Here is a 20,735-nt window from a genome sequence, read left to right as displayed (position 1 = left end):
TTCTGAGGATATCTTGCATTACAAAAAATCTTGGATCCATTTTCTTTGCAGGTCAATCTAAAGTTGGATTTGGCATGTTATATTTAATTGAAAGTGTACCAAGACGTTTATCCAAGCCTAGTATCGGGGCAGTAATGACTATGGTTCTGCCAGATTGAGTATACATCTTCGTGCTGTCAGATTTTAAGAAAGAGTCATTGTAAAAGGTTGAGTAGGGCTTTCCTTCCTCTTTTTTATCTGTAGAAAGCAAAATCACATTACGTTGATCAACAATGGAGATTTTCTCAAAGTGTCTTTCTTTTACCATCTGATTCATATAAATATTGATATCCTGCCTGTTTCCTGAGATCATTTTATCCCGGATTGCCCAGACAAAGGGTTTCGATAATAATAACAATTGGGACTTTAAACTAGAATCCATTTGCACGGAAACTTTTCTTTTGAGCAGTTTATAGGCCATGTCGTTTTCAGATCTGACCCTACCTAATTCGACTGCTTTCCATATCCAAAGGCCCGATAGCAGGACCAGGGATATGACAATGACAATAAGTAAACTTTTTCTGGATACCATTGGTGCGCGCTGTTGCGATAACCGTTGCTGATCAATTGGTCTGTTTTCTTGCATAATGTAACATTTGAATGATTGATAGATAAAAAGTTTATTCTTGGCTGTTTATTACTTTTAACACGAATCAGGCCAAAAAAACTTAACGTCCGAGAACGATGTAATTCTCTGGCATGCCAAGGTTAGGCATTCAGTCGGACAAGCTGAGTCTGTAGCTCATTTACCGTCATCACGAAATTCTGCAGATTCACAGGTTTAACCAGATATCAATTAGCATTTAATTATATTTTGACTCCGGTCTCATCATTTAACCAACGGTTTAACTTACTGATTTCCTTGCTTTATGTTTTGTATTATTGGTGTCGCTAATGCGGGGAGTACACTGATTCAATCCTTTTTTTCCTCTATAAGCTCAAAACGGAAAAAGGGCCAGAAATGCCATCCGGCCCAATTCCAGACAACAATGTATTGTTAGCGGGACTTATGATTAAGCTAATCTTTTATTTACAGTATACTAATCATTTTTTGTTTGTTTTATTACTTCCATCGTTATGTGATTAAAACAGCAACGCCTGTTCAGCATATGAATGGTTTCGGCAAAATTGGAGTGAAATATCAAGACTTTAGCCACATGAGGATTACATAAACAATGCGTTCAATTGTGCTAAAAGCTCTGTAAGATGAATACCCAATCTAGCGTAGCTTCAATGTAGAATATTGATAATTAACTGGATAAGAAATTAAAAAGAAGCCAGCCTGTAGATGAAAAGTACGACAGCGGTGGTTACATTAGGCGTATGATAATTGATCGTAACCTCTAGGAAGTGTTTAGATACCTTGTAGACAAAGGTTTCTTCTGCTTTAAACTCGATATGGGAATCTGTACCCATTTGGAATTTCTTCCTATACTTCGATTGCCTTGCCTCGGGGTTAGAAAAAGTAAAGCCGCTTGTTTTTACTGGAATGTTGTAAGTGATCTTGTCAAAATCCTTTTCAAAAGAGGTGATTTTCGGACATGATTCGGATGCAATTATCTTTGCCCTTAATGAATGAGACGAAAAAACAATAAAACAGGCAAATGCCGTTCCCATAATTAAGGGCAAATACTTTTTTATAGCTGTTACAATATTTTTTTTCCTCATTAATTGGAAGTAGTAATCCACAATATACGAAAAGTAATTTAAAAACCCTTTTTAGAAGGGGAAAACAATCTGGCGTGGTAGCAGGAAGAAAGAAGAAGGCCGATTTTTGAAGAACAGTTTTGATAGCATGGATCTGGTTAACGTTTCGTTTTATTAAGCATTAATTTGTTCTAGATGTTATTTTTTCAGTCATCTCTCGACACCATTTTTGTAAACCTTATCACTGAACAGGTTAGATAACTATTTTATCGCTAATTGCAGATCAATTACTACTATAAATCGCTTTTAAAGAATCTACTTTTAGCCGACTCTTAAGCCAGGAACGGATCTTCACCTGATTGCTAGCATTGGGCATCTTGGAGACTTCGGCACTGAAAAGGGTAAGGGTGTCCCTGCTTTGTGTATCTAGCCTGCTCACTACCGTATTGGAAAGCGAATAGCTTTTGATCTCCGGAAACAGGGCGATCAGCTCAGGTCTGATGTCAGGCAGCGGCTGGGCAAGCTTATCGGCCTTTAATGCGCTACCTGACTGGTTCTCTTTTTTGAAGACATCTTCCATTATACTAGCCTTGATCTGAGAAAAATCAATTTCCTGCCGGGCATTAAGCCCCTGCCTTATCCGCAAAGTAGTTCCTTCCAGCTTGTATTTTTTTAAGCTGCCCTTTATCGAGTTTACTGTAGTCTGGGGAAGTTCGTCACCAATCAACAGCAGGTCGATTTCTTTTTCTCCCTTAGCGTAACGAAGGTTCCGGTTGATCACCTGGGTAGTTTTGAAGTTGAATTGCTCACGAATGAACGTCTGCGCGTTGTTTTCAAAAATACTTTTCTGTACAATGCCGTAGGCGAGGTATATGCTTGGAATGACGGTGAGAAGGACGCTGATGAGAATATATCTGGAAACTTTTTTTTCCACGCCCGGATCCTCGAAATGTTTTTTGTCAAACTTCAAGAATCTTACGATAAGATAGGTAGAGATACAGATAAACAGACTATTGATGAAAAACAAGTACAATGCGCCAAAGAAAAAAGGCCAGTTGCCCATGGCAAGCCCATAGCCTGCCGTACAGAGTGGAGGCATTAGCGCTGTTGCTATTGCTACCCCCGGGATAACGTTACTCTTGTCTCTCCTGGTGGCGGCTATGATGCCCGCCAGCCCCCCGGTAAAAGCGATAAATACATCCCATATAGAGGGAGTGGTTCTGGCTAGAAGTTCACTCTGCGCCTCGTGTAGTGGGGTAATATAGAAGTAGATCGTTGAGGTGATAATACTAATAAAGGTTGCGATCAGTAGATTTCTTCCCCCTTTTTTGACCAGCTCAAAGTCATTCGTTCCAATACCAAGGCCTATTCCCATTATAGGTCCCATGAGCGGGGAAATTAGCATGGCGCCGATAATCACTGCTGTCGAGTTGACATTCAGTCCGACAGAGGCAATAATGATGGCGAAGATAAGGGTCCAGAGCGGGCCGCCTACAAATATTGAGTTTCTGGATATTGAATCAACCACTTCAGTTTCATTGGCCTTATCGATATGAAGGTTGAAGCGGTTTGCAATAAATGCCCTTAAGGCGCCCCAAACGTCATCTGTTTTCTTCTCCATATTTTCTTTTATGCGTTTACTTCTCCGTCTATCGATGTTTTGGCTCCGATGCGTTTAAGAACTATGGTCCCTAGAATTCCGGCAAGAATCGAGGCGATCAGGATACCGTATTTGGCCTGATCAATAAATGCCGGGTTTTTAAAGGCAAGTCCACTGATGAATAGCGACATGGTAAATCCGATCCCAGCAAGTAAAGCAACACCGGCGATATGTTTCCAGTTTGCCCCTTCGGGTAAACTGGAAAGACGGAATTTTACCATGATCCAGCAAAAAAGCAAAATGCCGGAAAACTTTCCAATAACAAGACCTGAGGCAACCCCTATAGATACGGGGTTGATGATGGAACTGAAAAAATCTGAGGTGATTACGATGCCAGCATTGGCTAGTGCAAACAGGGGCATAATTCCAAACGCCACCCAGGGATGTAGGGCATGTTCGATAGTCTGCAACGGAGTTTCGGCTGCCATGCTCAATGTCTTCACTTTTTGGATGGTCTTATTTTGTAGCGGCGTGATCAAACTTCCCCTTTCTGGTATGTCGGCTTCAAAATCGTAAGACAGCTTTCTTAAGTTGTTGGAATAAATCTGCTCATCAATCCGGGTAACGGCCGGGATGGTAAAGGCTACGAGCACACCCGCAATGGTGGCATGTACACCCGAGAGCAAAAATCCAATCCACACGCAAATACCCAGCAAAAGATAAAATATAGTGCTTCGTATCCCCATTTTGTTTCCCACCATCAATAATATTAAAAATCCTGCACCAACAGCGAGCGGCATAAAATTAATCTGATCTGTATAGAAAAACGCAATCACCAATACCGCGCCCAAATCATCTGCCACTGCGAGTGCCGATAAAAAAATCTTAACCGAAACCGGAATGTGTTTACTGGCCATGGAGAGCAGGGCCAGCGCAAATGCAATATCGGTGGCCATCGGTATTCCCCAGCCATGTGCAGCATCTGTGCCTTTATTAATAAAAAAATAAATTGCTGCTGGAACCAGCATGCCCCCTAGTGCCGCGGTCATAGGAAGCGAGGCCTTTTGCAGGGATGAGAGTTCTCCCTCCATAAATTCGCGTTTAAGCTCTAAGCCTATCACAAAGAAAAATATGGCCATTAACCCATCATTGATCCAGATATGTAAGGGCTGGCTGAGTAAAAACTTATCAAATCCAACCTTAAAATTGATGTGCCAGAGGTGTTCATAAAAATCATGAAAGGGTGAATTGGCCCATGCAATCGCGATAACTACACTGATAAGCAGCACTATTCCACTGGTATATTCCAGGTGTATGAAACGGCTTACAGGCGCCATGATTTTTTCAATCGTTGTTTTTTCCATATTTCGCAAAAATCCAAATATACATTTTTAGTGAAACTACAGATTTTAATTATGAAGTTAATATGCTATTTTGCCAAAAAAACGGATTCAGAGAACATGATCAGGGCTAACGACATCCTTAGAAAAAAAATATATATCATTATTTTTCGATCTGATACCAGGGCCGGTCAATTTTTTGATGTGGTGCTTCTTGTATTGATCCTGCTAAGCATTCTTTCCGTTTTTCTGGAAAGCGTAGGATCAATCAGGGAAAGATTCTACCAGACCATACACATACTGGAATGGATATTCACCATTTTATTTACGGTTGAGTATTTCCTTAGAATATATGCCAGCCACAAACCCCTTCGTTATATTTTCAGTTTTTATGGGATAGTAGACTTAATCGCGTTCATCCCCACATACCTCAGCCTCTTTTTTATTGGCACCCAGTATCTTGTAGTGGTACGTGCTTTCCGGTTGCTCCGTGTCTTCAGGATACTCAAACTAACGCAATTCCTTTATGAGGGCAACATTCTGAGAAAAGCGCTAAGGGCCAGCCTTTACAAAATTGTAATGTTTCTTTCCAGTGTGATTACGCTGGTGACCATTATTGGTACCTTAATGTATATTATAGAAGGGGAGAATAGTGGCTTCACTAGTATCCCGATGTCCATCTACTGGGCAATTGTTACCATCACCACCGTTGGCTATGGCGATATATCTCCGCAAAGCCCGCTAGGGCAAATGCTCGCCAGCATACTTATGGTCATTGGTTATGGTATCATTGCCGTTCCAACTGGTATTGTTTCAGTCGAAATGTCTAGGGCTACCGAGGAGGCAAAGGCAAAATGTCCAGACTGTTCTGCAGCACTTCACAGCGAGCGTGACAGGTTCTGTCATAATTGTGGTTTTCAAATCAAAAATTAGGGATTAGGGATTACATTATTTCTGAGCATGGTCAAAGCTGGTAAAATAATCCGGGCAACAATAACGCGTCTAAGTATCACCAGCAAAATTTATCCTTCAAAAGGGTACCCAGTAAAAAAGAATTACAGCAGCAACGCATGATCATCATCGGGTTTGATCATGAAAAATAGATCTTTTACAGCATTGTAAGATATTCCCTGAGCTCAATACCAAACAAAACATAGTCCGTTTTGTCTTATGTTGAAGTCTTGCCCATGAACATACTTCAACAAATCTTTAAAAAATCAACATTCAAACCTGGTATCATAGTGCCAAGTTTGGTATTTATCATATCCATTACGCTGGTCTCTAGTTTTTTCCCTAACCAAACAGCGTCTACCCTTGATATTGTAAAAACCTGGATATTTGTGAATCTGAACTGGGTTTACGTATGGTCGGTTACCATCTTTGTGATTTTTCTATTGGTACTAACTTTCAGTAAATACGGTGGAACACGTCTTGGGGATGATGATGAAAAACCTGAGCATTCCTTTTTTTCATGGATATCAATGTTGTTCGCTGCTGGAATGGGTATCGGACTTATGTATTTTGGTGTGGCCGAACCAATGTCGCATTATACAGAAAAAGCATTTTCGGGTTTGGACCAGGTTCAGCGTTCGAGAAATGCCCAGCTTTACACTTTTTTTCACTGGGGAATTCATGCCTGGGCAGTATATGGTGTTGTTGGGTTGTCGTTGGCGTACTTTACCTTTCGTTACAAATTGCCATTGTCCCTTCGCAGCTGCTTTTATCCCATCCTGAAAAATAAAATTAACGGTTCAGCAGGTGATGCCATTGACACATTTGCTTTATGCAGCACATTCTTTGGTATTACAACCACATTGGGTTTTGGGGTAGTTCAGCTTAATGCCGGACTGGTTGAAGTTGGGTTTTTGAAAGGCAGGCTTTTGGTATCAGGTGGGCATTGTGTTCATCATTATGCTGATTTCTGTAATCTCGGCTACTTCCGGAGTGAATAAAGGCGTAAAATTTTTAAGCCAGCTTAACATTGTAGCAGCGATAACCCTGATGATTTTTATTTTAATCCTCGGGCCCACAGTTTTTTTACTTGGCTCCTTTTCAGAAGGGATTGGAAACTACCTCTCGCAGTTTTTTACCCTCACTTTCAATACCCATGCATATGACGAGGCTACCCAGCCCTGGTTTTTCAACTGGACAATCCTCTATTGGGCATGGTGGATTTCCTGGTCACCATATGTCGGACTTTTTATTGCCAGGATTTCCAGAGGCAGGACAATAAGGGAGTTTATCGGAGCTGTACTGATCATTCCAACATTTTTTAATTTCCTTTGGATGACAGTATTTGGAAATAGCGCAACCTGGCTTGACCGAAGCAGGGACGGGGTATTGAGCAGTATCGTAGAGAATACGGATAAGCTTCTTTTTGAGTTCCTTGGACAATTTCCGATTTCTTCGGTGACAAGCTTTCTGGCTATATTTATCATCTTTATTTTCTTTATTACCTCTGCTGATTCGGGAATTTTCGTAATGGACAACATAGCATCTAACAATGCTAAAAAATCTCCCAAGTGGCAGCTTATATTCTGGGGGATTCTGTTAGGTCTTTTATCACTTGTCCTATTAAATGCAGGAGGACTTCAATCCCTTCAGACGATGACGCTCATTACTGCATTACCATTTTCACTCATCATGTGCATGTTCTGCTATAGCCTCATGGCAGGGCTTAGGATAGACTATAGTTACTACAAAAAAGGCTATTCACCTGCGGCAACGAATTGGTCGGGCGAATTCTGGGAAGCAAGACTGGAACATATCCTTTCCTACAAAAACAGTGAAGCAGTAAGTGGTTTTATTACCGCAACCGTACACCCTGCACTGCAGGAGCTTGCAGCGGCTTTTCAAAAAAAACAAATCCTGGCCTCTGTAACACGGTCAGAAGATCCGTTTTCCGTTGAAATTACCATCAAACATAAAGTGATTGAGGATTTTAAATATGGGGTCAGGGTCCAATCGAAAATTATTTCAGGTTTCTTAGTTGATGAGAAAAACCTTCCGGGGATCAAAGAAAAAAGTACCTTCATTCCGGTAACCTATTTTGGTGATAATCGGCCTGGCTACAACATTGAATATTTCAGTAAGCGCGAAGTCATTGCCGATGCATTGAAACAATATGAAAGGTTTATTGAACTTTCCTCGGATGTTAAAAATGAAATGTTTTTAGATAATACGCTCAAGGATAATAGTTAAAAACCATGCGTTTTTTATCGTTGCTATGGTTATTCTGCCTGGCAATGATAAACCAAATTTTCTTGAAAATATGACGAATAAAAGTAGTATTAAATGCGATAAATGTGATACTTGGAATTCCACTAAGAAAAACAGCAAAGCACAACGCTGTAAAAAGTGTGGAAATTTACTTGATCCATCACGAGATATATTCTCCAATAATAATGATCAGGATAATTTTCTAGACCGGATGCCACCTTATGCAAAATATGTATTTATCGCATTGGTATCCATCATTGGGGGAGTGATAGTATTTGCGCTGGCCTAGATGAGGGAAAACATTTGGTTCTTTTCATTATCGGCAGTGGGTATTCTTGTATATGTCGGAAATAGACTGGATTATGTATTTCCCACATGGATACAGTTTTACCTTAATGATCTTTTAATTGTACCCATTACCGCAATATTGGCTAGACGGGCAATGCAAAAGATATTCAGGCTTTCGTTTTATAGGCTCCAGATCTGGCAAATCATCTTCATTGTATTTTTCTATGCAGTTTTATTTGAAGCTATCATGCCGCTTATAAATGAGAGATATACTGCTGATTGGCTGGATGTATCAATGTACATAGCTGGAGGAGTGTTTTATCAAAAAATCCTAGAAAAGAATACCGGCTACCGAAGAATAGGATCTGGTAGCCGGTATTGAGACCGCCTCGTCAATAGAATATATTAATGATAAAGGAGCCAGGGCAGGCCATTTGTTCGCAAATTACTTGCGCTTAAAACCCTTTGATCGTTAATGGGATATAATAGTGTGCACTCATGTTGTAAGTATTATTAGTGTACACAACACCAAAATAATATTCACCATTTGTCCATGCTTTGTCGCCGCCGATAGCATTGGAGGAAATGTTGTTTTCCACTGAAGCGCCTATCTGGAATTCCTTTGGACTGAAGTTTGGAAGACCTACGTAATTGGTGAAAGTATTCGTAGCAGTTACACCGGCATGTTCCCTCATGTCCGTTATTATCACTTTTGAGAAATCAATTTTATCTACAGATTCCGGAAGGTGACCGGCGCTTTTTTTAACTAAAAAATTGTACATGATTCCATCACCCTTTACCTCGCTGATGTCCACATAAGCCCTTAATTTTTCATTTTTTGAATAACCCTTATCATCCCCAAGCATAAATCCCCTGTTGAAGATATACACAAATCCCTTATCCATTTTTTCCAGCATCAACGAATACATCTGCGGATTAACTGGAAGGCTTTCCGCTGTGACCAGTTTGATGGAGTGCATTTGTTCCAGCACTGATCCGTTCTCATCGGCGACCTTGATAATGAAATCATATTCACCAGAGGAAGCCTCTTTAGGGATGGTGAAGTGTTTATGAACATTGGTGTTCCGAACGCCTTTAAATTCTGTCCAGGTCAGCTCAAATGACCAGGGGGCGGGATAGGTAATGCCCTTTTTTTGGCTAATCATAACCTGAACAGTATTGATTTTATCTCCAGCGGTTACATCCATGTCCAAATGAAAGTCCCGTCCGATAATCCCTTGCCCGTTATTGCCTGATCCAATTTCCAGATTGGTTATCGTGGGCAAAGGAAGTTCGGTTTCCGGCCTGTCTTTTTTACAGGCGGTAAAAACAAGAGGTGCCAATAATAAAAGTAATACTGATTTAAAAATTTTCATAATAAAATTATATGTTTTTGTTTGTAATAAAATTGGCTTTATATTTCAAGTAACGGGTAAATAAGGCTGGCCACTAAATACCAGTAATATAGAAGTTTTCGTGAGGTGATTATTTCATGTCTTTTGATAGGTGCTCATCTATCACCGGAATCAGCTCTCTTTTGAAATCTGCACGGACGGCGTCTTCATTGATTTTTCCACCCAGACTATAATACCTGATTTTGCCAATGCGGTCAATGACAATTGTTGTTGGATAACCCAGTATATGAAAAACATCTCCTGCGATGAAAGCTTTTGGATCGGCAATTGTTTGAAAATCGAACGTGTTAGCTGCAAGGTATTGCAAGAGATCCTCCTGCTTTTCGCGGGCAATAGATAAGAATACGATGTCTTTATTTTTATACTTATCCACAATTTCATTCAGCGGATCAACCTCAAGTTTACATGGTTTACAGGCAATAAACCAAAAATTCAAGACTATTACCTTTCCCTTTAGCGAGGCTAGGCTTACTGACTTTCCTACGATAGTCTCAGCTGAGAAATCGGGGGCCTGTACCCCATCAAGCGCGCCGGGTTTCTCAATATCGTATTTATGCTCTCCAATAAATCTGGAAAGCACTTCTTCATAAGCATTCTGTTGTGCAAACGCTACATTTCCACCAGTTAAGCATACCATAAAACAAATGGCGGGGAGCAACAAAGATGTAAATGATTGTATGTATAAGTACTTTCTTTTCACATCATATACTTTTTGATACCGAAGCTACCCGCTGGAAAAGCCAATTCTCCATAGCAGGGTAGCTGGTAAAGTTTCTTACTAGTTATAACTGATGGTGATGGGAACACTCTTGAATACGCTGATATTGTGCGTCGTGTTTTTGTACAGGATTACCCATTGGTACTGGCCGGATTCCCACGCTTTCTCTCCGGTAATTGAATTAGCGGAGGGTTCATTATTGTCCATGGCAGAACCGACCGTGATGGTCTCTCCTCCATACACTCCATTAACCAGCTTAAGTGTGGATACCTTTCCTGCATTACCAAGTGCTTTATGCTCTACTTTGGTCACGACAATAACCTTGCTTAGATCCAGCTTATCTATACTTTCAGGATAATAATTTGCCTTCTTTTTGATCAGAACCGAGTAAAGAATTCCGTCATCCTTAATTTCGCTCACCTGGGCATGAAGGCTCATTTCGTCACCCTTTTTGAAGATAAGTTCTTTTTCTTCGAAAACGTCAGTATAATAAATCAGTGTGCCATTTCTGGAAACAAAATCCCTTCCGATTTTCGGGTCAACCGGAAGATTCGCCGGATCCAGGATGACGAGATCCTCTTTAATCTCCAGTTGAGATCCATTCTCATCCTGAACGATTACTGCAAAATTATAGGTTCCTTCCGGTGCAGTAGCTGGAATGATAAAATGTTTGTGAACGTTTGTGTTTTTCACCCCAATGTATTCTGGCCACGAGAGCTCAAACTTCCAGATTGAAGCATAGTTCTGTCCGGCTTTTTGAGAGATCACGAGTTTGACGTCCTTGATTTTACTGGCTGCCAGAATATCCGCGTTGAAATGGAAGTCGCGGCCCCTGAGCGCCCTTTTATTATTTGCCGTACCAATCTCTACATTTTCAGCAGTGGGTTTTAATGTCTCTGGCTCTGCGCCATCTTTTTTACAGGCAGAGATACTGACTGTAATGAATGCCAGGGACAGTATCAGATTTTTAATTTTCATGTGATATATTTTTTAGAAATGCAGTTAGTTATTTGATTTTAATGCTGAGTCCTTTGATCGTTTGCCATCCTTCCTTGTCAGTCAGTCGGATCATAAAGTGATAATCTCCGGGATCAATATCGGAGGGTATGGTGATCTGTTGTTCCATCAGAAATGATCTTTGCTCAGCAGGAATTGGAAAACTTTTGATGAGCAGAAATGGCTTGACCGGAACCTTGATCGGTTCCATTGAGCAGGTTTCCACTTCGGTACTATGCGTATGGTGATCAAAATTGTGGTGAATGTCAAGGCTTAATGAGCCGAGGGCCGTATTATCACCAAGTAGCGCTCTAAACGTGAAGGTTTCTCCCCGGCTCACCTCACCACACTGTTTGGGAAATGCGCTAGCCGCAGTTACATCTATTGTTGGATACTCGGTATCAATTTCATTTTCAGTCTCTTTTTTACAGGCAGACAGGCATAGTACCGTTAAGAAGGAAAAATAAAAAAATGCTTTTTTCATATGGTAAAAGTTATGACTTCAACCAGGCCGAATGACCGGGTTGAAATCTGTTTATGGGTGTGTAATTAACCGATATGATCTTGATTGGTGCTTGAATCGACGATCACTAAATATGGGTGAGAAATTATTTGTCAAAATGTTCCTCAAATTCCACTTCTTTGCCACTCTGGTCAATGACCTTTAGGTGAACATGATAATGACCCTTTGGAGCCGCTGCAACCTCAAGATGTTTGTGCAGGGTATAACTAGTTTTTCCTACTAACGCTGCATCTTCATAACTCACTTCTTTTTCCCATCCGTTACCGTGTACTTCCAATACCAGTTTAGCGATCTTGTTTGGCGCAGTGATAGCCGCTTCTACGTGAAGGTCATTTCCGGCAGCATTTAGTCCAACCTCGAAACCCGTCACTTTTGCAAGACTTGGATCTGCGGTTACCTGAAGGTCGAACTCGATTTCGCTTACCTGTCCATTCTGGTCAGTAACTTTCAGGTGGCCATGGTAGGCGCCTACCTTGGCATCAGCAGGCACATCAATGTGCTTGTGGAATTCCGCATTTTTAAGCCCCACAAATCCTTCGGTGTAAGTAGTATTGACATTCCAGCCGCTTCCGGACTCCGGATGGATTTCGAGTACGACATCTTTGATATTCGCTGGTGCGGCGATCTGGGCTTCAATATGCAGGTCGTTTCCAGGATGAGCGATCTTGTTGTTGCTGGTACCAACCTCAAGCGCTGATATCATTGGTGCCTGGAGCACCGGTTCATCTTTTTTACAGGCGCTAAAGGTGATGGCAAAAAGAAAAAATAATAATAAGGTTTTCGTTGTTTTCATGATTTGAATTTTAAATGTTACTGAATATTTAAGATTTGTTTTTGATGCTGCTGAAAGGTATTTTGACAGACAATACGATATTGCGCCCCATTTCAGGAAGCGCTATCAGCCGGTAGAAACTGGTGTGATTGAGGTACCGTGTGTTAAGTACATTCTGTGCCTGAAGGCTGATCATCAGGCTTTGATTGTAAAATTTTATTTTAGTGCCTGCCTGTAGGTTGATCAGCTGATAACCCGGTGTTTTCTTTTCAGGCGGAACGATATTGTTCTGTGGACTGGTTACCCTGTAATCAATTGAGAAATAGGTTCCTTCGGGTCTGTTTTTCAGCACCGGCGACCAGGTCAGATTGAATAACGCTGAAGCAGGTGGAGAAAAAGGCAAGGTGTATCCTGCCTTGTCACCCGAACGCTGCTCGGCGGAAAGATACTCTCCCAGGGCTTCGGCGGTTAAAGTTTTAAGAAATTTGATTTTGAACTGCAGTTCTGCTCCATATCGGACCACTTTGCTTTGGGCATACTGAAAGATCTGGTTTCCAGCACCGTAATTTGTATCGTGGCCCGAAGTAGGATTCAGGTAGATGTAGTTTGAGAAATAATTGTAAAAAGGACTCAGTAATATTGACCATTGCTCCGCTTTCCATTCCAGGCTCAAGTCGGCCTGATAGGACTGTTCAGGCGCCAGCGAAGGATCCCCTTTTTCAAAACTGAAGTAATGATAATTCACGCCGTTCGCGCCGAGCTCCTTTGCAATTGGCATGCGAAAGCTTTTACCTACATTTGCTTTTAAGGAAAATCGATCAAGATTATAGTTTGCACCCACCGACCAAACCACACTGTTGAATTGCCTTTTGAGATCTGAAGAGCGCACTACGTACTCTTCTCTTGCTACTGCGCCGCTGGTGATGGTGGAAGGAAACCAGTCGGTATAGCTGAACATCTTGATCCGGCTGTGATCATATCGTAGCGCTGCATGAAGCAGTATATTGTCATTCAGCCTGTATTTATCGTATACAAATGATCCGATTGAATACTGATTAAAAGCAGGCACCAAAAATGTATATCCGTTGATGCCGTTGTTCTGGTGCTCGCCATTCAGCCCCAAACTTAGCTCATGTTTTCCAAGGGTTATCCTGTCTCGCAAATTCGCCGAATAAACCACCTTATCAAATTCCCGTTCCAGGTCAGACGGAACAGTCATGAAAGATGGATAAACCGATGGCATGTAGCCATGGTTTACATAATCACTGAATTCCTTTCTTAAATTTCGCTGATAGCCAAGTTCGCCCTCAAATCTATGGTTACCATCCTCAAGAACGCTTCGATTGATGATTTTAAAATGATTCACTTTCTGACTCGGCCGCAAAATATCCCTTGATGATGCATCATGCATTCCAGCATCGACGTTCCTGGGCTCAAGTCCATGGGCATTGGCAAAAAAGCCACTGTTGCTGATGGTGTTGCTGAGATAAAATACGGATCGGAAGCGCTCATTTACATATCCAAGATTTAAATGGGTACCAATTTCCCTGCCGGCAGTATTGCGCAGGAAATTATCCTTTAACTTCACCTGGTAATCGTATACATAGACCTCATCAGTTGGTACCCGGTAATCGCCATAGTCCTGATAGGTAAACCTGGAATCTAAAAACCATTGCTTGTTTCTTGCATACAAATTTACCGAGCTACCAAAAAGGTTATTGTTGGTTTTGCCGATAAGATCAACAGATCCGCCAATGGAATTGACCATGGGTATAGGCGCAGGGTTTATCGCAATTGCTCCTGCAATCGCATCCGAACCATAGATAAAGGATGCGGCGCCTTTAATCAGCTCCACCTGATTAGCCGCGAACTGATCAATCTCAAGTCCATGATCGGCGCCCCACTGCTGGCCCTCATGTTTGACGCCTTTGTCCACTACCACCACCCTGTTGAAACCTAACCCGCGTATGAGGGGTTTGGATTGACCGGAACCAATGCCGATTGTTTTTATTCCCGGAAGGCGTTCCAGTGTTTTCATAAGGCTTCCGCCTAAATTCCGCTGAATAAAAGCGGCATCTACCGTTTGGATATTCAGCGACTCGGTTTTATTCTTCTGGCCGGTATGACCATCCTCGATGGTCACTTCTTTTAATTGTCTAACCTCAGCGACGAGGATTACATGGACCTTGAGATCATCCGTATGGATATTGAAGGTCTTTTCAATAGCGGTATAACCCAATCTTGCGAATCTTATCGTTGTTGTCCCACTATCAAGGCTTTTAATTAAGAAATGGCCATCTCGATCAGTGACGACGGTTTTGTTACTTCCGGAAACCGATACCACCACGCCGGAAATTGGCTGCCGTTGTCCATCACTTATCAACCCCCCCAGGTTAAAGTTTTGCCCAAAGGCATTGGAAAATAATGAAGTCAATAGAAAAAATGTGCAAATAAATTTTTGCATACTAGTAAAAATAGTCACTTATCAGTAGGCTTTATATGGCTTAGTGCGCAACAAAAAGCGCAGTGGCACAGCCGGATAAAAAATAAAAGAAGAAGCTACATTTTCTAAAAAAAAATGTGTGTCATGAATAAAGCTATCCACTCAGATAACTGAATAGAATAGGTTTAGGAGTGCGGGATGGGCGGCCCCTTGTTGGTAAAGCCCTGAAGAGTGAATTCGTAATTGCAGATACAGGAATTACAATTATAGGTTATTTCAACGGGTGAAAGAACGATAGTTCTTGCCGAAAAATACGCGGGAAGATGCTTGCTTTGTTTATTGATGATAAAATCACATATTTCGCACTTTTCTAGTGCGGACACTGAATCCGAAGTAATATTTTCCTTTTCAGAAGCAAGTACTCGATGGGTATGCGAAAGCTGTAAAATCGAGATGGAAAAAAAAAGCATCACAAGAAGCATCGACAGGAGCCGATGCATTGCGGGATGAGAAGAAATCAATTGCTTTTTCATTCGCGACAAAGTTGCATTAAAAATTTTAATTATCTAATAATATCGCGTTTAAACTTTGTAACAGTTTATATACAGATGGCTACCTGAGTTTTTGACAGGCAGTTTTTCTCTTTTCCGTAATTGTTGAACATAGGTTTTACAACCGAAAGAAAACAAATAAGGTGGAATTACCTTCGTTTGGAGACATTAAATGTTGGAAAGAGTAGCCCAGGCAATTATGGATCGTAAGGATGAGCTTGATGCCCAGGCTGTAAGTGAGTATAGTTCATGAATCACTGCAACCAAAGGCAGAACCCAATACGCAGCGCAAATTTTTCTCGATACCAAGAAGCTATGGACGGTTTTGAGTTCTCAAAAACACTTGAGGATGCAACTATTGTCCAGCAACCTTTAGGTGCTATGCCGCGATTACGCCCTGGAATGCAGATTATACCACATCTGAGGTAAACTGGCCCTCTTTACTTTGTAGATTCGTTTCTCTTCATCCAAAAGCCTCTTGTTCATTGCTTTGATTACCATATTAGGTATCTTAGCCCTATTTTATCCTTGTTTTTGATCCCATCATTGTCCATATCCTTTAATATTTCCTAAAAATTGCCCAACAGCGATGAGTATGTGTTAATGCTCTCTATCCTTTCAAATGGGAGGTAAGATAAATTTGGAAACAACTTGATTTTGTTTGTTAAAATAACTAAATTCAATAATATGCATTGATTATTTATCTGAAAGTGAATGGATTTTTCTTTAAAATTCCACCATTTGTTTAAAAGTAAATTAAATATCTTCTATTAGGGAAACAAAATTCCATCCCCTTGGTCGAATATGGTAAATGATATAGAATGCTTTCAGGATAGAGAACTTAGAATCCTGAAATAACTGATACGCTATAGCCTACTTGAACACAAGTCGCCTGGAAACTTAAACTGAAATTCGAATATTCAGAGGCTTTTAAAAAGCGCATTTCTATAAACCGATTTAGTATCCGTCTATTCAAAAAAATCTCTCGATCAATGCTTTTTTTTATCCTTTAGCTGACAACTTACTGATTCAATAATGCATTGTTAAATATTGGTTACAATTTGTCGAGAAAATCCAGGTATAGCGGAACACTTTTTTCAACCCATTCTGCTGACGTATTATGTTCAATTCCGTAGTATGCGAAAAATGGTCTATAATCTGCCTTAACATATTCAAAGGATAGTTCAAAAGGGCGTGTAAGTTCTTTCAGGGGATATTTATAAATACCGGAATGACTGAGTTCAGCCTGATCTACACCTAACGAAATGGCCAGTGCAATTTTCTTTCCGGCAACTTTATAGCCGCTTTTGCTTCCATACGCCCAACCATGAGTAAGTACTTCATCCAGCCATTTTTTAAAAAGGGCAGGGCAGTTAAACCAATAATAAGGAAACTGAAAAACTATTTTTTCATATTCTTCGATCAGTTTTTGCTCAGCAGGCACATTAATTTTGCCATCAGGATAAACCTCATGTAATTGATGCACATGGAATTTATCCGGGAATTGACCAAGTTCTTTAATCCATCTTTTGTTAACCACAGAGTTTTGGATATCGGGATGAATGACGATGATGAGTGTTTTCATTTCAGTAGTCTTAAAATTATCAGGTACAAAAATAAGATAGCTTGCCCGAAATATGTATATTAGCAACCAATTGTATGGTACTATAAAAAATGTAAGTAATGCCTAAAGTTAAGGAAACATCGACCCATTATTGCTAATAAACAGGCAATAGTGAAGGAATGTCCGGAAGTTTTATGCGGCTAATATTTATTGGAGGGAATTGGGCATCAGTCTTCTGCTCCTGGTTAATTAATGGCAAACTCAGATTTGATGAGCTCAAAAAATTATTGCCTAATATTACCGAACCTATGTTGACGCTTGCTCCGAAAACTGGAAGAAAACAAAACTGCTAAACGTACGGTGTATGCCGAAGTACCGCCACGTGTAGAATACGAACTAACACCAATAGCTTACGAACTTAAAACTGCTATAAAACAACTGGAAAGTTGGGAGATAAACATAAGGCAAGAATTAACTGCCTGTTTTAAAATAAGTTTTCTTTTAAGCAAAAAAACGCCCTAAAATTTATCCTTCATACCAAAAAGGCCTATCAGGCCTCCAGTATGGATGGCCAATACGCTTTCATCTTCACTGATAATTCCTTGTTGGGCTAAATCCTGGATGGCATAAAACATTTTTGAGGTATAAACAGGGTCTAAAAGTAATCCGGTTTTTGCAGTAAAGGTTTTGATAAAGCTAATCAGTTCAGGCGTGGTTTTGGCATATCCGCCAAAATGATAATCAAGGTGAAGTATTAGGTGATGCGATAGAGGTGTATATTTCGTTATTTCCTCTTTAATAAAGGAAGCACCTTTTAACACGGGTATGATATGAAGTTTCGTATTTAAACCGTTTTGCTGAATTCCGCTTAACAAACCTGCCGCTGTGGTTCCTGTTCCGGCGGCACAAAAAATGTGGTCGTATGGTTCTGCCAGTTCTTTAATTAGCTCCGCACAGCCGATGATGGCTTCAGCAGATGCCCCGCCTTCATCAATAAAATAAGCCTGATGATCATTCGCAAAATGCTGTTGAAACAATGTGTGTTTATCCCGATAACTTTCACGGTCGGTAAAAACGAGTTTCATCCCAAATAAACTGCACAGCAATAACATCTCATTTTTTACTTCTTCTCCACGCACAAAAGCGGTCGATTTCAGTCCGGAGCGTGATGCAGCAGCGGCTGTAGCTAACAGGTGATTGGAATAAGCCCCACCAAAGGTAACCAGATGTGTTTTTTTTTCCTTCTCAACCTTAGCTAAAATGTATTTAAGTTTGCGCCATTTATTGCCTGAAATATAAGGATCAATAAGATCGTCCCGTTTAACAAACAGGTTGTTGAAAGGAGTAAATGTTATTTTTTGTACCGGGCTATATATTTCTTCGAACACGTGTAAAAATAAAAAACACCTGAATATTTCAGGTGTTTTTAACCAAAATTATATCTAATCGTTTGTTATTTACCGATCCCTAAACCAATACCCGCATTAACCATACTGTATTTTGCCTGGGTATATGAACCATAAAACTTAAAGAAACCAAACTTTAACTGAAAGCCTAAACTTCCCCGTACGCCATTGATATCTCTTTGATTTACTGCAATCGGGTCGGTATAATTTACCGACTGGCCATTACCGGTATCAAAAGAGTAGGTACCCAAAGCCTTTAAATCAGTATTGGAAGTTTGATACCCCAGACTAGCAAATGGCGTGAAAAATAAAATTTGTTTTGATACAATTGCGTCAAAATTTACGCCATTAAATCTGGCATCGATATGTTGGTTAGAACCTGTCGAATTATTGATGTTTAACGGCAATGTGTATTTATATTGTGTAAAACCACCTGCAATAGCAATATCAACCGGAATAAGTTTTTCGGTAGTATTCCCAACTAATAGTGGTAGCAATTCTACCTTCGCTCCAAAACCAATCATTGATAGACTACCCAAATCGCTGCCCAGTTTTATTTTAGGCATTGCCCTTAAAGTAACATCAATGTTTTTTGACAGACCCAAAGTAGCTTGTAACTGTACAGCAGGTACAACATGGAAACCTAAACCTTTTGGAAGATTAAAAAATGATGTTGTAGGTTGTCCGTTACTGGCATAGATCTGCATTTTTCCGCCAACCTCATCGTTGCCAAAAGCAGTTGGACCTATAGATGACGAACCAACTGCAGGTCTGATGTTATTTAGACCTAATGTATTTACATCATAGCTTCGGGCTGATTGCGGCACAAAGGCGCCTGAAACTGAAAAGCGGACGTCGAATTTTAACAAACCTTTAGATTTTGCGGTATTACCCCACCCATCCGTTAAACCGATGCCCAAACCTTTGTATAATGGATCGAAATAGGCATTAACCAATTTGGTCGCGTCAGCAGGACCAGACTTAAAAAGGTCGCCAACATTTTGTTGAGCAATTGCTTTTTGAGTCAATACCAATAAAAATAAGGCACATGTGGCCTTTAAAGCGTAGCATTTTTTCATATTAAAAAATTTAGAATGATTTGATTATAAGTAAAGATAAGGCTGTTTTTCCTAAAACTGCAATCATTGAAAAATTCTTGAAGTTAAAAGTTTATTTTTGCCCCCATGGAAAATGTGGTCGAATTGCAGGAATCAGAAGAGCAGGAATTATATGAACATTTAAAAATTATTGTTGATAAGGGGCAGTCTTTGCTGCGTATTGATAAATTTTTGATGGTGCGCGTAGAAAATGCTTCCCGAAACCGTATTCAGAATGCAATTGATGCAGGGAATGTACTGGTTAACCAGAAACAAATCAAAGCAAGTTACAAGGTTAAACCTCATGATGAAATATCTATCGTTTTACCTCATCCACCGCGCGATACCGAAGTTTATCCTGAAGATTTACCATTGGATATCATTTATGAAGATAGCGATCTTTTAGTTGTAAATAAAGCCGCCGGCATGGTTGTACACCCAGGTTTTAACAATTATACCGGAACTTTGGTTAATGCTTTGGCATTCCACTTTGAACAACTCCCTCAACTGCCTGGTAATGACGGTAGGCCAGGCTTGGTACACCGTATTGATAAGGATACCTCTGGCTTATTGCTGATCAGTAAAAATGAAAAGTCGATTACGCACCTTGCACGTCAGTTTTTTGACCACAGCATTACCCGTAAATATATTGCGTTGGTTTGGGGTGATATTGAAAATGATGGAACGGTAACCGGTTACATTGGCAGAAGTGTGAAAGACCGCCGTGTAATGGATATTTACGATGATGAAGAAAAAGGAAAATGGTCTGTAACGCATTATAAGGTATTAAAGCGATTGGGTTATGTTACTTTAATCAGTTGCGAACTCGAAACGGGCCGTACGCACCAGATCAGAGCGCACATGCAACATATTGGCCATCCGCTGTTTAACGATGCCATGTATGGTGGCGATAAGATTTTAAAAGGTACTACGTTTAATAAATACAAACAGTTTGTAGATAATTGTTTCGAATTGCTGCCCCGCCAGGCTTTACATGCACAAAGTTTGGGGTTTATTCATCCAACCACTAAAGAATATATGTATTTTGAATCTCCATTGCCTTCTGATTTTAAAGCCGGTTTAACCAAATGGGAAAATTATATCGCTACATCATAAA

The 20,735-nt window shown here is 40.4% G+C and carries 20 protein-coding genes; 7 read left to right on the top strand and 13 right to left on the bottom strand.

Annotation, left to right across the window (positions count from 1 at the left end; translation table 11 throughout):
• Nucleotides 1–52: 52 nt before the first annotated feature.
• The 4 genes from BLR60_RS12380 to nhaA form a co-directional block, all read right to left on the bottom strand.
• Nucleotides 53–625 carry a hypothetical protein gene (locus tag BLR60_RS12380; protein ID WP_090500232.1) on the bottom strand — a complete coding sequence of 191 codons (573 nt, stop codon included), beginning with the start codon at nucleotides 623–625 and terminating at the stop codon, nucleotides 53–55.
• Nucleotides 626–1,305: 680 nt separating this feature from the next.
• The gene (locus BLR60_RS12375; RefSeq protein ID WP_090500230.1) at nucleotides 1,306–1,707 is read right to left on the bottom strand and encodes a hypothetical protein; all 402 of its coding nucleotides are present in this window, start codon (nucleotides 1,705–1,707) and stop codon (nucleotides 1,306–1,308) included.
• Between the two features lie 262 nt (nucleotides 1,708–1,969).
• Nucleotides 1,970–3,307 carry a TIGR00341 family protein gene (locus BLR60_RS12370; protein WP_090500228.1) on the bottom strand — a complete coding sequence of 446 codons (1,338 nt, stop codon included), beginning with the start codon at nucleotides 3,305–3,307 and terminating at the stop codon, nucleotides 1,970–1,972.
• Nucleotides 3,308–3,315: 8 nt separating this feature from the next.
• A complete protein-coding gene (gene nhaA, locus BLR60_RS12365) occupies nucleotides 3,316–4,650 on the bottom strand; it encodes a Na+/H+ antiporter NhaA (protein ID WP_244155650.1) in 1,335 nt (444 codons plus the stop codon).
• Between the two features lie 51 nt (nucleotides 4,651–4,701).
• On the opposite strand from nhaA, the gene BLR60_RS12360 reads away from it, so the two are divergent.
• The 4 genes from BLR60_RS12360 (at nucleotide 4,702) to BLR60_RS12350 (ending at nucleotide 8,134) form a co-directional block, all read left to right on the top strand.
• Nucleotides 4,702–5,559, top strand: coding sequence for an ion transporter (locus BLR60_RS12360; protein WP_208600629.1), 858 nt, complete (start codon nucleotides 4,702–4,704; stop codon nucleotides 5,557–5,559).
• A gap of 254 nt (nucleotides 5,560–5,813) precedes the next feature.
• Nucleotides 5,814–6,578 (top strand): BCCT family transporter, encoded by a 765-nt coding sequence (locus BLR60_RS25325; RefSeq protein WP_262502284.1) that lies wholly within the window; start codon nucleotides 5,814–5,816, stop codon nucleotides 6,576–6,578.
• Nucleotides 6,538–7,827: a BCCT family transporter gene (locus BLR60_RS25320; RefSeq protein WP_262502283.1), complete on the top strand. Its 1,290-nt coding sequence runs from the start codon at nucleotides 6,538–6,540 to the stop codon at nucleotides 7,825–7,827. The genes BLR60_RS25325 and BLR60_RS25320 overlap by 41 nt, the downstream gene beginning before the upstream one ends.
• 70 nt (nucleotides 7,828–7,897) lie before the next feature.
• A complete protein-coding gene (locus BLR60_RS12350; RefSeq protein ID WP_143009073.1) occupies nucleotides 7,898–8,134 on the top strand; it encodes a hypothetical protein in 237 nt (78 codons plus the stop codon).
• Between the two features lie 454 nt (nucleotides 8,135–8,588).
• On the opposite strand, the gene BLR60_RS12340 is transcribed toward BLR60_RS12350, so the two are convergent.
• The 7 genes from BLR60_RS12340 to BLR60_RS12310 all read right to left on the bottom strand — a co-directional run bounded on the left by BLR60_RS12340 (nucleotide 8,589) and on the right by BLR60_RS12310 (nucleotide 17,136).
• The gene (locus BLR60_RS12340; protein WP_090500222.1) at nucleotides 8,589–9,509 is read right to left on the bottom strand and encodes a DUF4625 domain-containing protein; all 921 of its coding nucleotides are present in this window, start codon (nucleotides 9,507–9,509) and stop codon (nucleotides 8,589–8,591) included.
• Nucleotides 9,510–9,618: 109 nt separating this feature from the next.
• On the bottom strand, nucleotides 9,619–10,248 hold the full coding sequence (locus BLR60_RS12335) for a peroxiredoxin family protein (RefSeq protein ID WP_143009072.1): 630 nt from the start codon (nucleotides 10,246–10,248) through the stop codon (nucleotides 9,619–9,621).
• A 78-nt stretch (nucleotides 10,249–10,326) separates the two neighbouring features.
• A complete protein-coding gene (locus BLR60_RS12330) occupies nucleotides 10,327–11,244 on the bottom strand; it encodes a DUF4625 domain-containing protein (RefSeq protein ID WP_090500218.1) in 918 nt (305 codons plus the stop codon).
• 28 nt (nucleotides 11,245–11,272) lie between these two features.
• Entirely contained in the window at nucleotides 11,273–11,746 is a 474-nt protein-coding gene (locus tag BLR60_RS12325; protein WP_090500215.1) for a DUF4625 domain-containing protein, read from the bottom strand.
• 124 nt (nucleotides 11,747–11,870) lie between these two features.
• Entirely contained in the window at nucleotides 11,871–12,578 is a 708-nt protein-coding gene (locus BLR60_RS12320; protein ID WP_090500213.1) for a DUF4625 domain-containing protein, read from the bottom strand.
• A gap of 28 nt (nucleotides 12,579–12,606) precedes the next feature.
• Nucleotides 12,607–15,021 (bottom strand): TonB-dependent receptor, encoded by a 2,415-nt coding sequence (locus tag BLR60_RS12315; RefSeq protein ID WP_090500211.1) that lies wholly within the window; start codon nucleotides 15,019–15,021, stop codon nucleotides 12,607–12,609.
• A 1,584-nt stretch (nucleotides 15,022–16,605) separates the two neighbouring features.
• A complete protein-coding gene (locus tag BLR60_RS12310) occupies nucleotides 16,606–17,136 on the bottom strand; it encodes an NAD(P)H-dependent oxidoreductase (protein WP_090500208.1) in 531 nt (176 codons plus the stop codon).
• A gap of 158 nt (nucleotides 17,137–17,294) precedes the next feature.
• On the opposite strand from BLR60_RS12310, the gene BLR60_RS25445 reads away from it, so the two are divergent.
• Together BLR60_RS25445 and BLR60_RS25315 are read left to right on the top strand one after the other, a co-directional pair.
• Entirely contained in the window at nucleotides 17,295–17,468 is a 174-nt protein-coding gene (locus BLR60_RS25445; RefSeq protein ID WP_394333567.1) for a winged helix-turn-helix transcriptional regulator, read from the top strand.
• Nucleotides 17,469–17,475: 7 nt separating this feature from the next.
• Complete coding sequence (locus tag BLR60_RS25315) at nucleotides 17,476–17,637, top strand: winged helix-turn-helix transcriptional regulator (RefSeq protein WP_262502285.1); 162 nt, start codon at nucleotides 17,476–17,478, stop codon at nucleotides 17,635–17,637.
• Here the strand turns inward: BLR60_RS25315 and BLR60_RS12300 are convergent.
• Together BLR60_RS12300 and BLR60_RS12295 are read right to left on the bottom strand one after the other, a co-directional pair.
• Nucleotides 17,634–18,503, bottom strand: a complete 870-nt coding sequence (locus BLR60_RS12300) for a 1-aminocyclopropane-1-carboxylate deaminase/D-cysteine desulfhydrase (RefSeq protein WP_090500207.1) — start codon at nucleotides 18,501–18,503, stop codon at nucleotides 17,634–17,636. The two genes, BLR60_RS25315 and BLR60_RS12300, sit on opposite strands and share 4 nt — an antisense overlap.
• A gap of 65 nt (nucleotides 18,504–18,568) precedes the next feature.
• Nucleotides 18,569–19,600, bottom strand: a complete 1,032-nt coding sequence (locus BLR60_RS12295; RefSeq protein WP_090500205.1) for a DUF6588 family protein — start codon at nucleotides 19,598–19,600, stop codon at nucleotides 18,569–18,571.
• 105 nt (nucleotides 19,601–19,705) lie between these two features.
• Here BLR60_RS12295 and BLR60_RS12290 point away from each other — a divergent pair, with 105 nt between their 5' ends.
• Nucleotides 19,706–20,734: an RluA family pseudouridine synthase gene (locus BLR60_RS12290; protein ID WP_090500203.1), complete on the top strand. Its 1,029-nt coding sequence runs from the start codon at nucleotides 19,706–19,708 to the stop codon at nucleotides 20,732–20,734.
• The last annotated feature ends 1 nt before the right edge of the window (nucleotide 20,735 follow it).

The organism is Pedobacter terrae (genome assembly GCF_900100705.1).
Classification (GTDB): Bacteria; Bacteroidota; Bacteroidia; order Sphingobacteriales; family Sphingobacteriaceae; genus Pedobacter; species Pedobacter terrae.
Note: the sequence above shows the minus strand (reverse complement) of the source record. Positions and strands in the feature narration are given on the sequence as shown.

What these genes read in the sequence shown, in the direction of transcription:
- BLR60_RS12380 (WP_090500232.1), bottom strand. Translation starts at nt 625, where the DNA reads ATGCAAGAAAACAGACCAATTGATCAGCAACGGTTATCGCAACAGCGC.
- BLR60_RS12375 (WP_090500230.1), bottom strand. Translation starts at nt 1,707, where the DNA reads ATGAGGAAAAAAAATATTGTAACAGCTATAAAAAAGTATTTGCCCTTA.
- BLR60_RS12370 (WP_090500228.1), bottom strand. Translation starts at nt 3,307, where the DNA reads ATGGAGAAGAAAACAGATGACGTTTGGGGCGCCTTAAGGGCATTTATT.
- nhaA (WP_244155650.1), bottom strand. Translation starts at nt 4,650, where the DNA reads ATGGAAAAAACAACGATTGAAAAAATCATGGCGCCTGTAAGCCGTTTC.
- BLR60_RS12360 (WP_208600629.1), top strand. Translation starts at nt 4,702, where the DNA reads ATGAAGTTAATATGCTATTTTGCCAAAAAAACGGATTCAGAGAACATG.
- BLR60_RS25325 (WP_262502284.1), top strand. Translation starts at nt 5,814, where the DNA reads ATGAACATACTTCAACAAATCTTTAAAAAATCAACATTCAAACCTGGT.
- BLR60_RS25320 (WP_262502283.1), top strand. Translation starts at nt 6,538, where the DNA reads ATGCTGATTTCTGTAATCTCGGCTACTTCCGGAGTGAATAAAGGCGTA.
- BLR60_RS12350 (WP_143009073.1), top strand. Translation starts at nt 7,898, where the DNA reads ATGACGAATAAAAGTAGTATTAAATGCGATAAATGTGATACTTGGAAT.
- BLR60_RS12340 (WP_090500222.1), bottom strand. Translation starts at nt 9,509, where the DNA reads ATGAAAATTTTTAAATCAGTATTACTTTTATTATTGGCACCTCTTGTT.
- BLR60_RS12330 (WP_090500218.1), bottom strand. Translation starts at nt 11,244, where the DNA reads ATGAAAATTAAAAATCTGATACTGTCCCTGGCATTCATTACAGTCAGT.
- BLR60_RS12325 (WP_090500215.1), bottom strand. Translation starts at nt 11,746, where the DNA reads ATGAAAAAAGCATTTTTTTATTTTTCCTTCTTAACGGTACTATGCCTG.
- BLR60_RS12320 (WP_090500213.1), bottom strand. Translation starts at nt 12,578, where the DNA reads ATGAAAACAACGAAAACCTTATTATTATTTTTTCTTTTTGCCATCACC.
- BLR60_RS12315 (WP_090500211.1), bottom strand. Translation starts at nt 15,021, where the DNA reads ATGCAAAAATTTATTTGCACATTTTTTCTATTGACTTCATTATTTTCC.
- BLR60_RS12310 (WP_090500208.1), bottom strand. Translation starts at nt 17,136, where the DNA reads ATGAAAACACTCATCATCGTCATTCATCCCGATATCCAAAACTCTGTG.
- BLR60_RS25445 (WP_394333567.1), top strand. Translation starts at nt 17,295, where the DNA reads ATGTCCGGAAGTTTTATGCGGCTAATATTTATTGGAGGGAATTGGGCA.
- BLR60_RS12295 (WP_090500205.1), bottom strand. Translation starts at nt 19,600, where the DNA reads ATGAAAAAATGCTACGCTTTAAAGGCCACATGTGCCTTATTTTTATTG.
- BLR60_RS12290 (WP_090500203.1), top strand. Translation starts at nt 19,706, where the DNA reads ATGGAAAATGTGGTCGAATTGCAGGAATCAGAAGAGCAGGAATTATAT.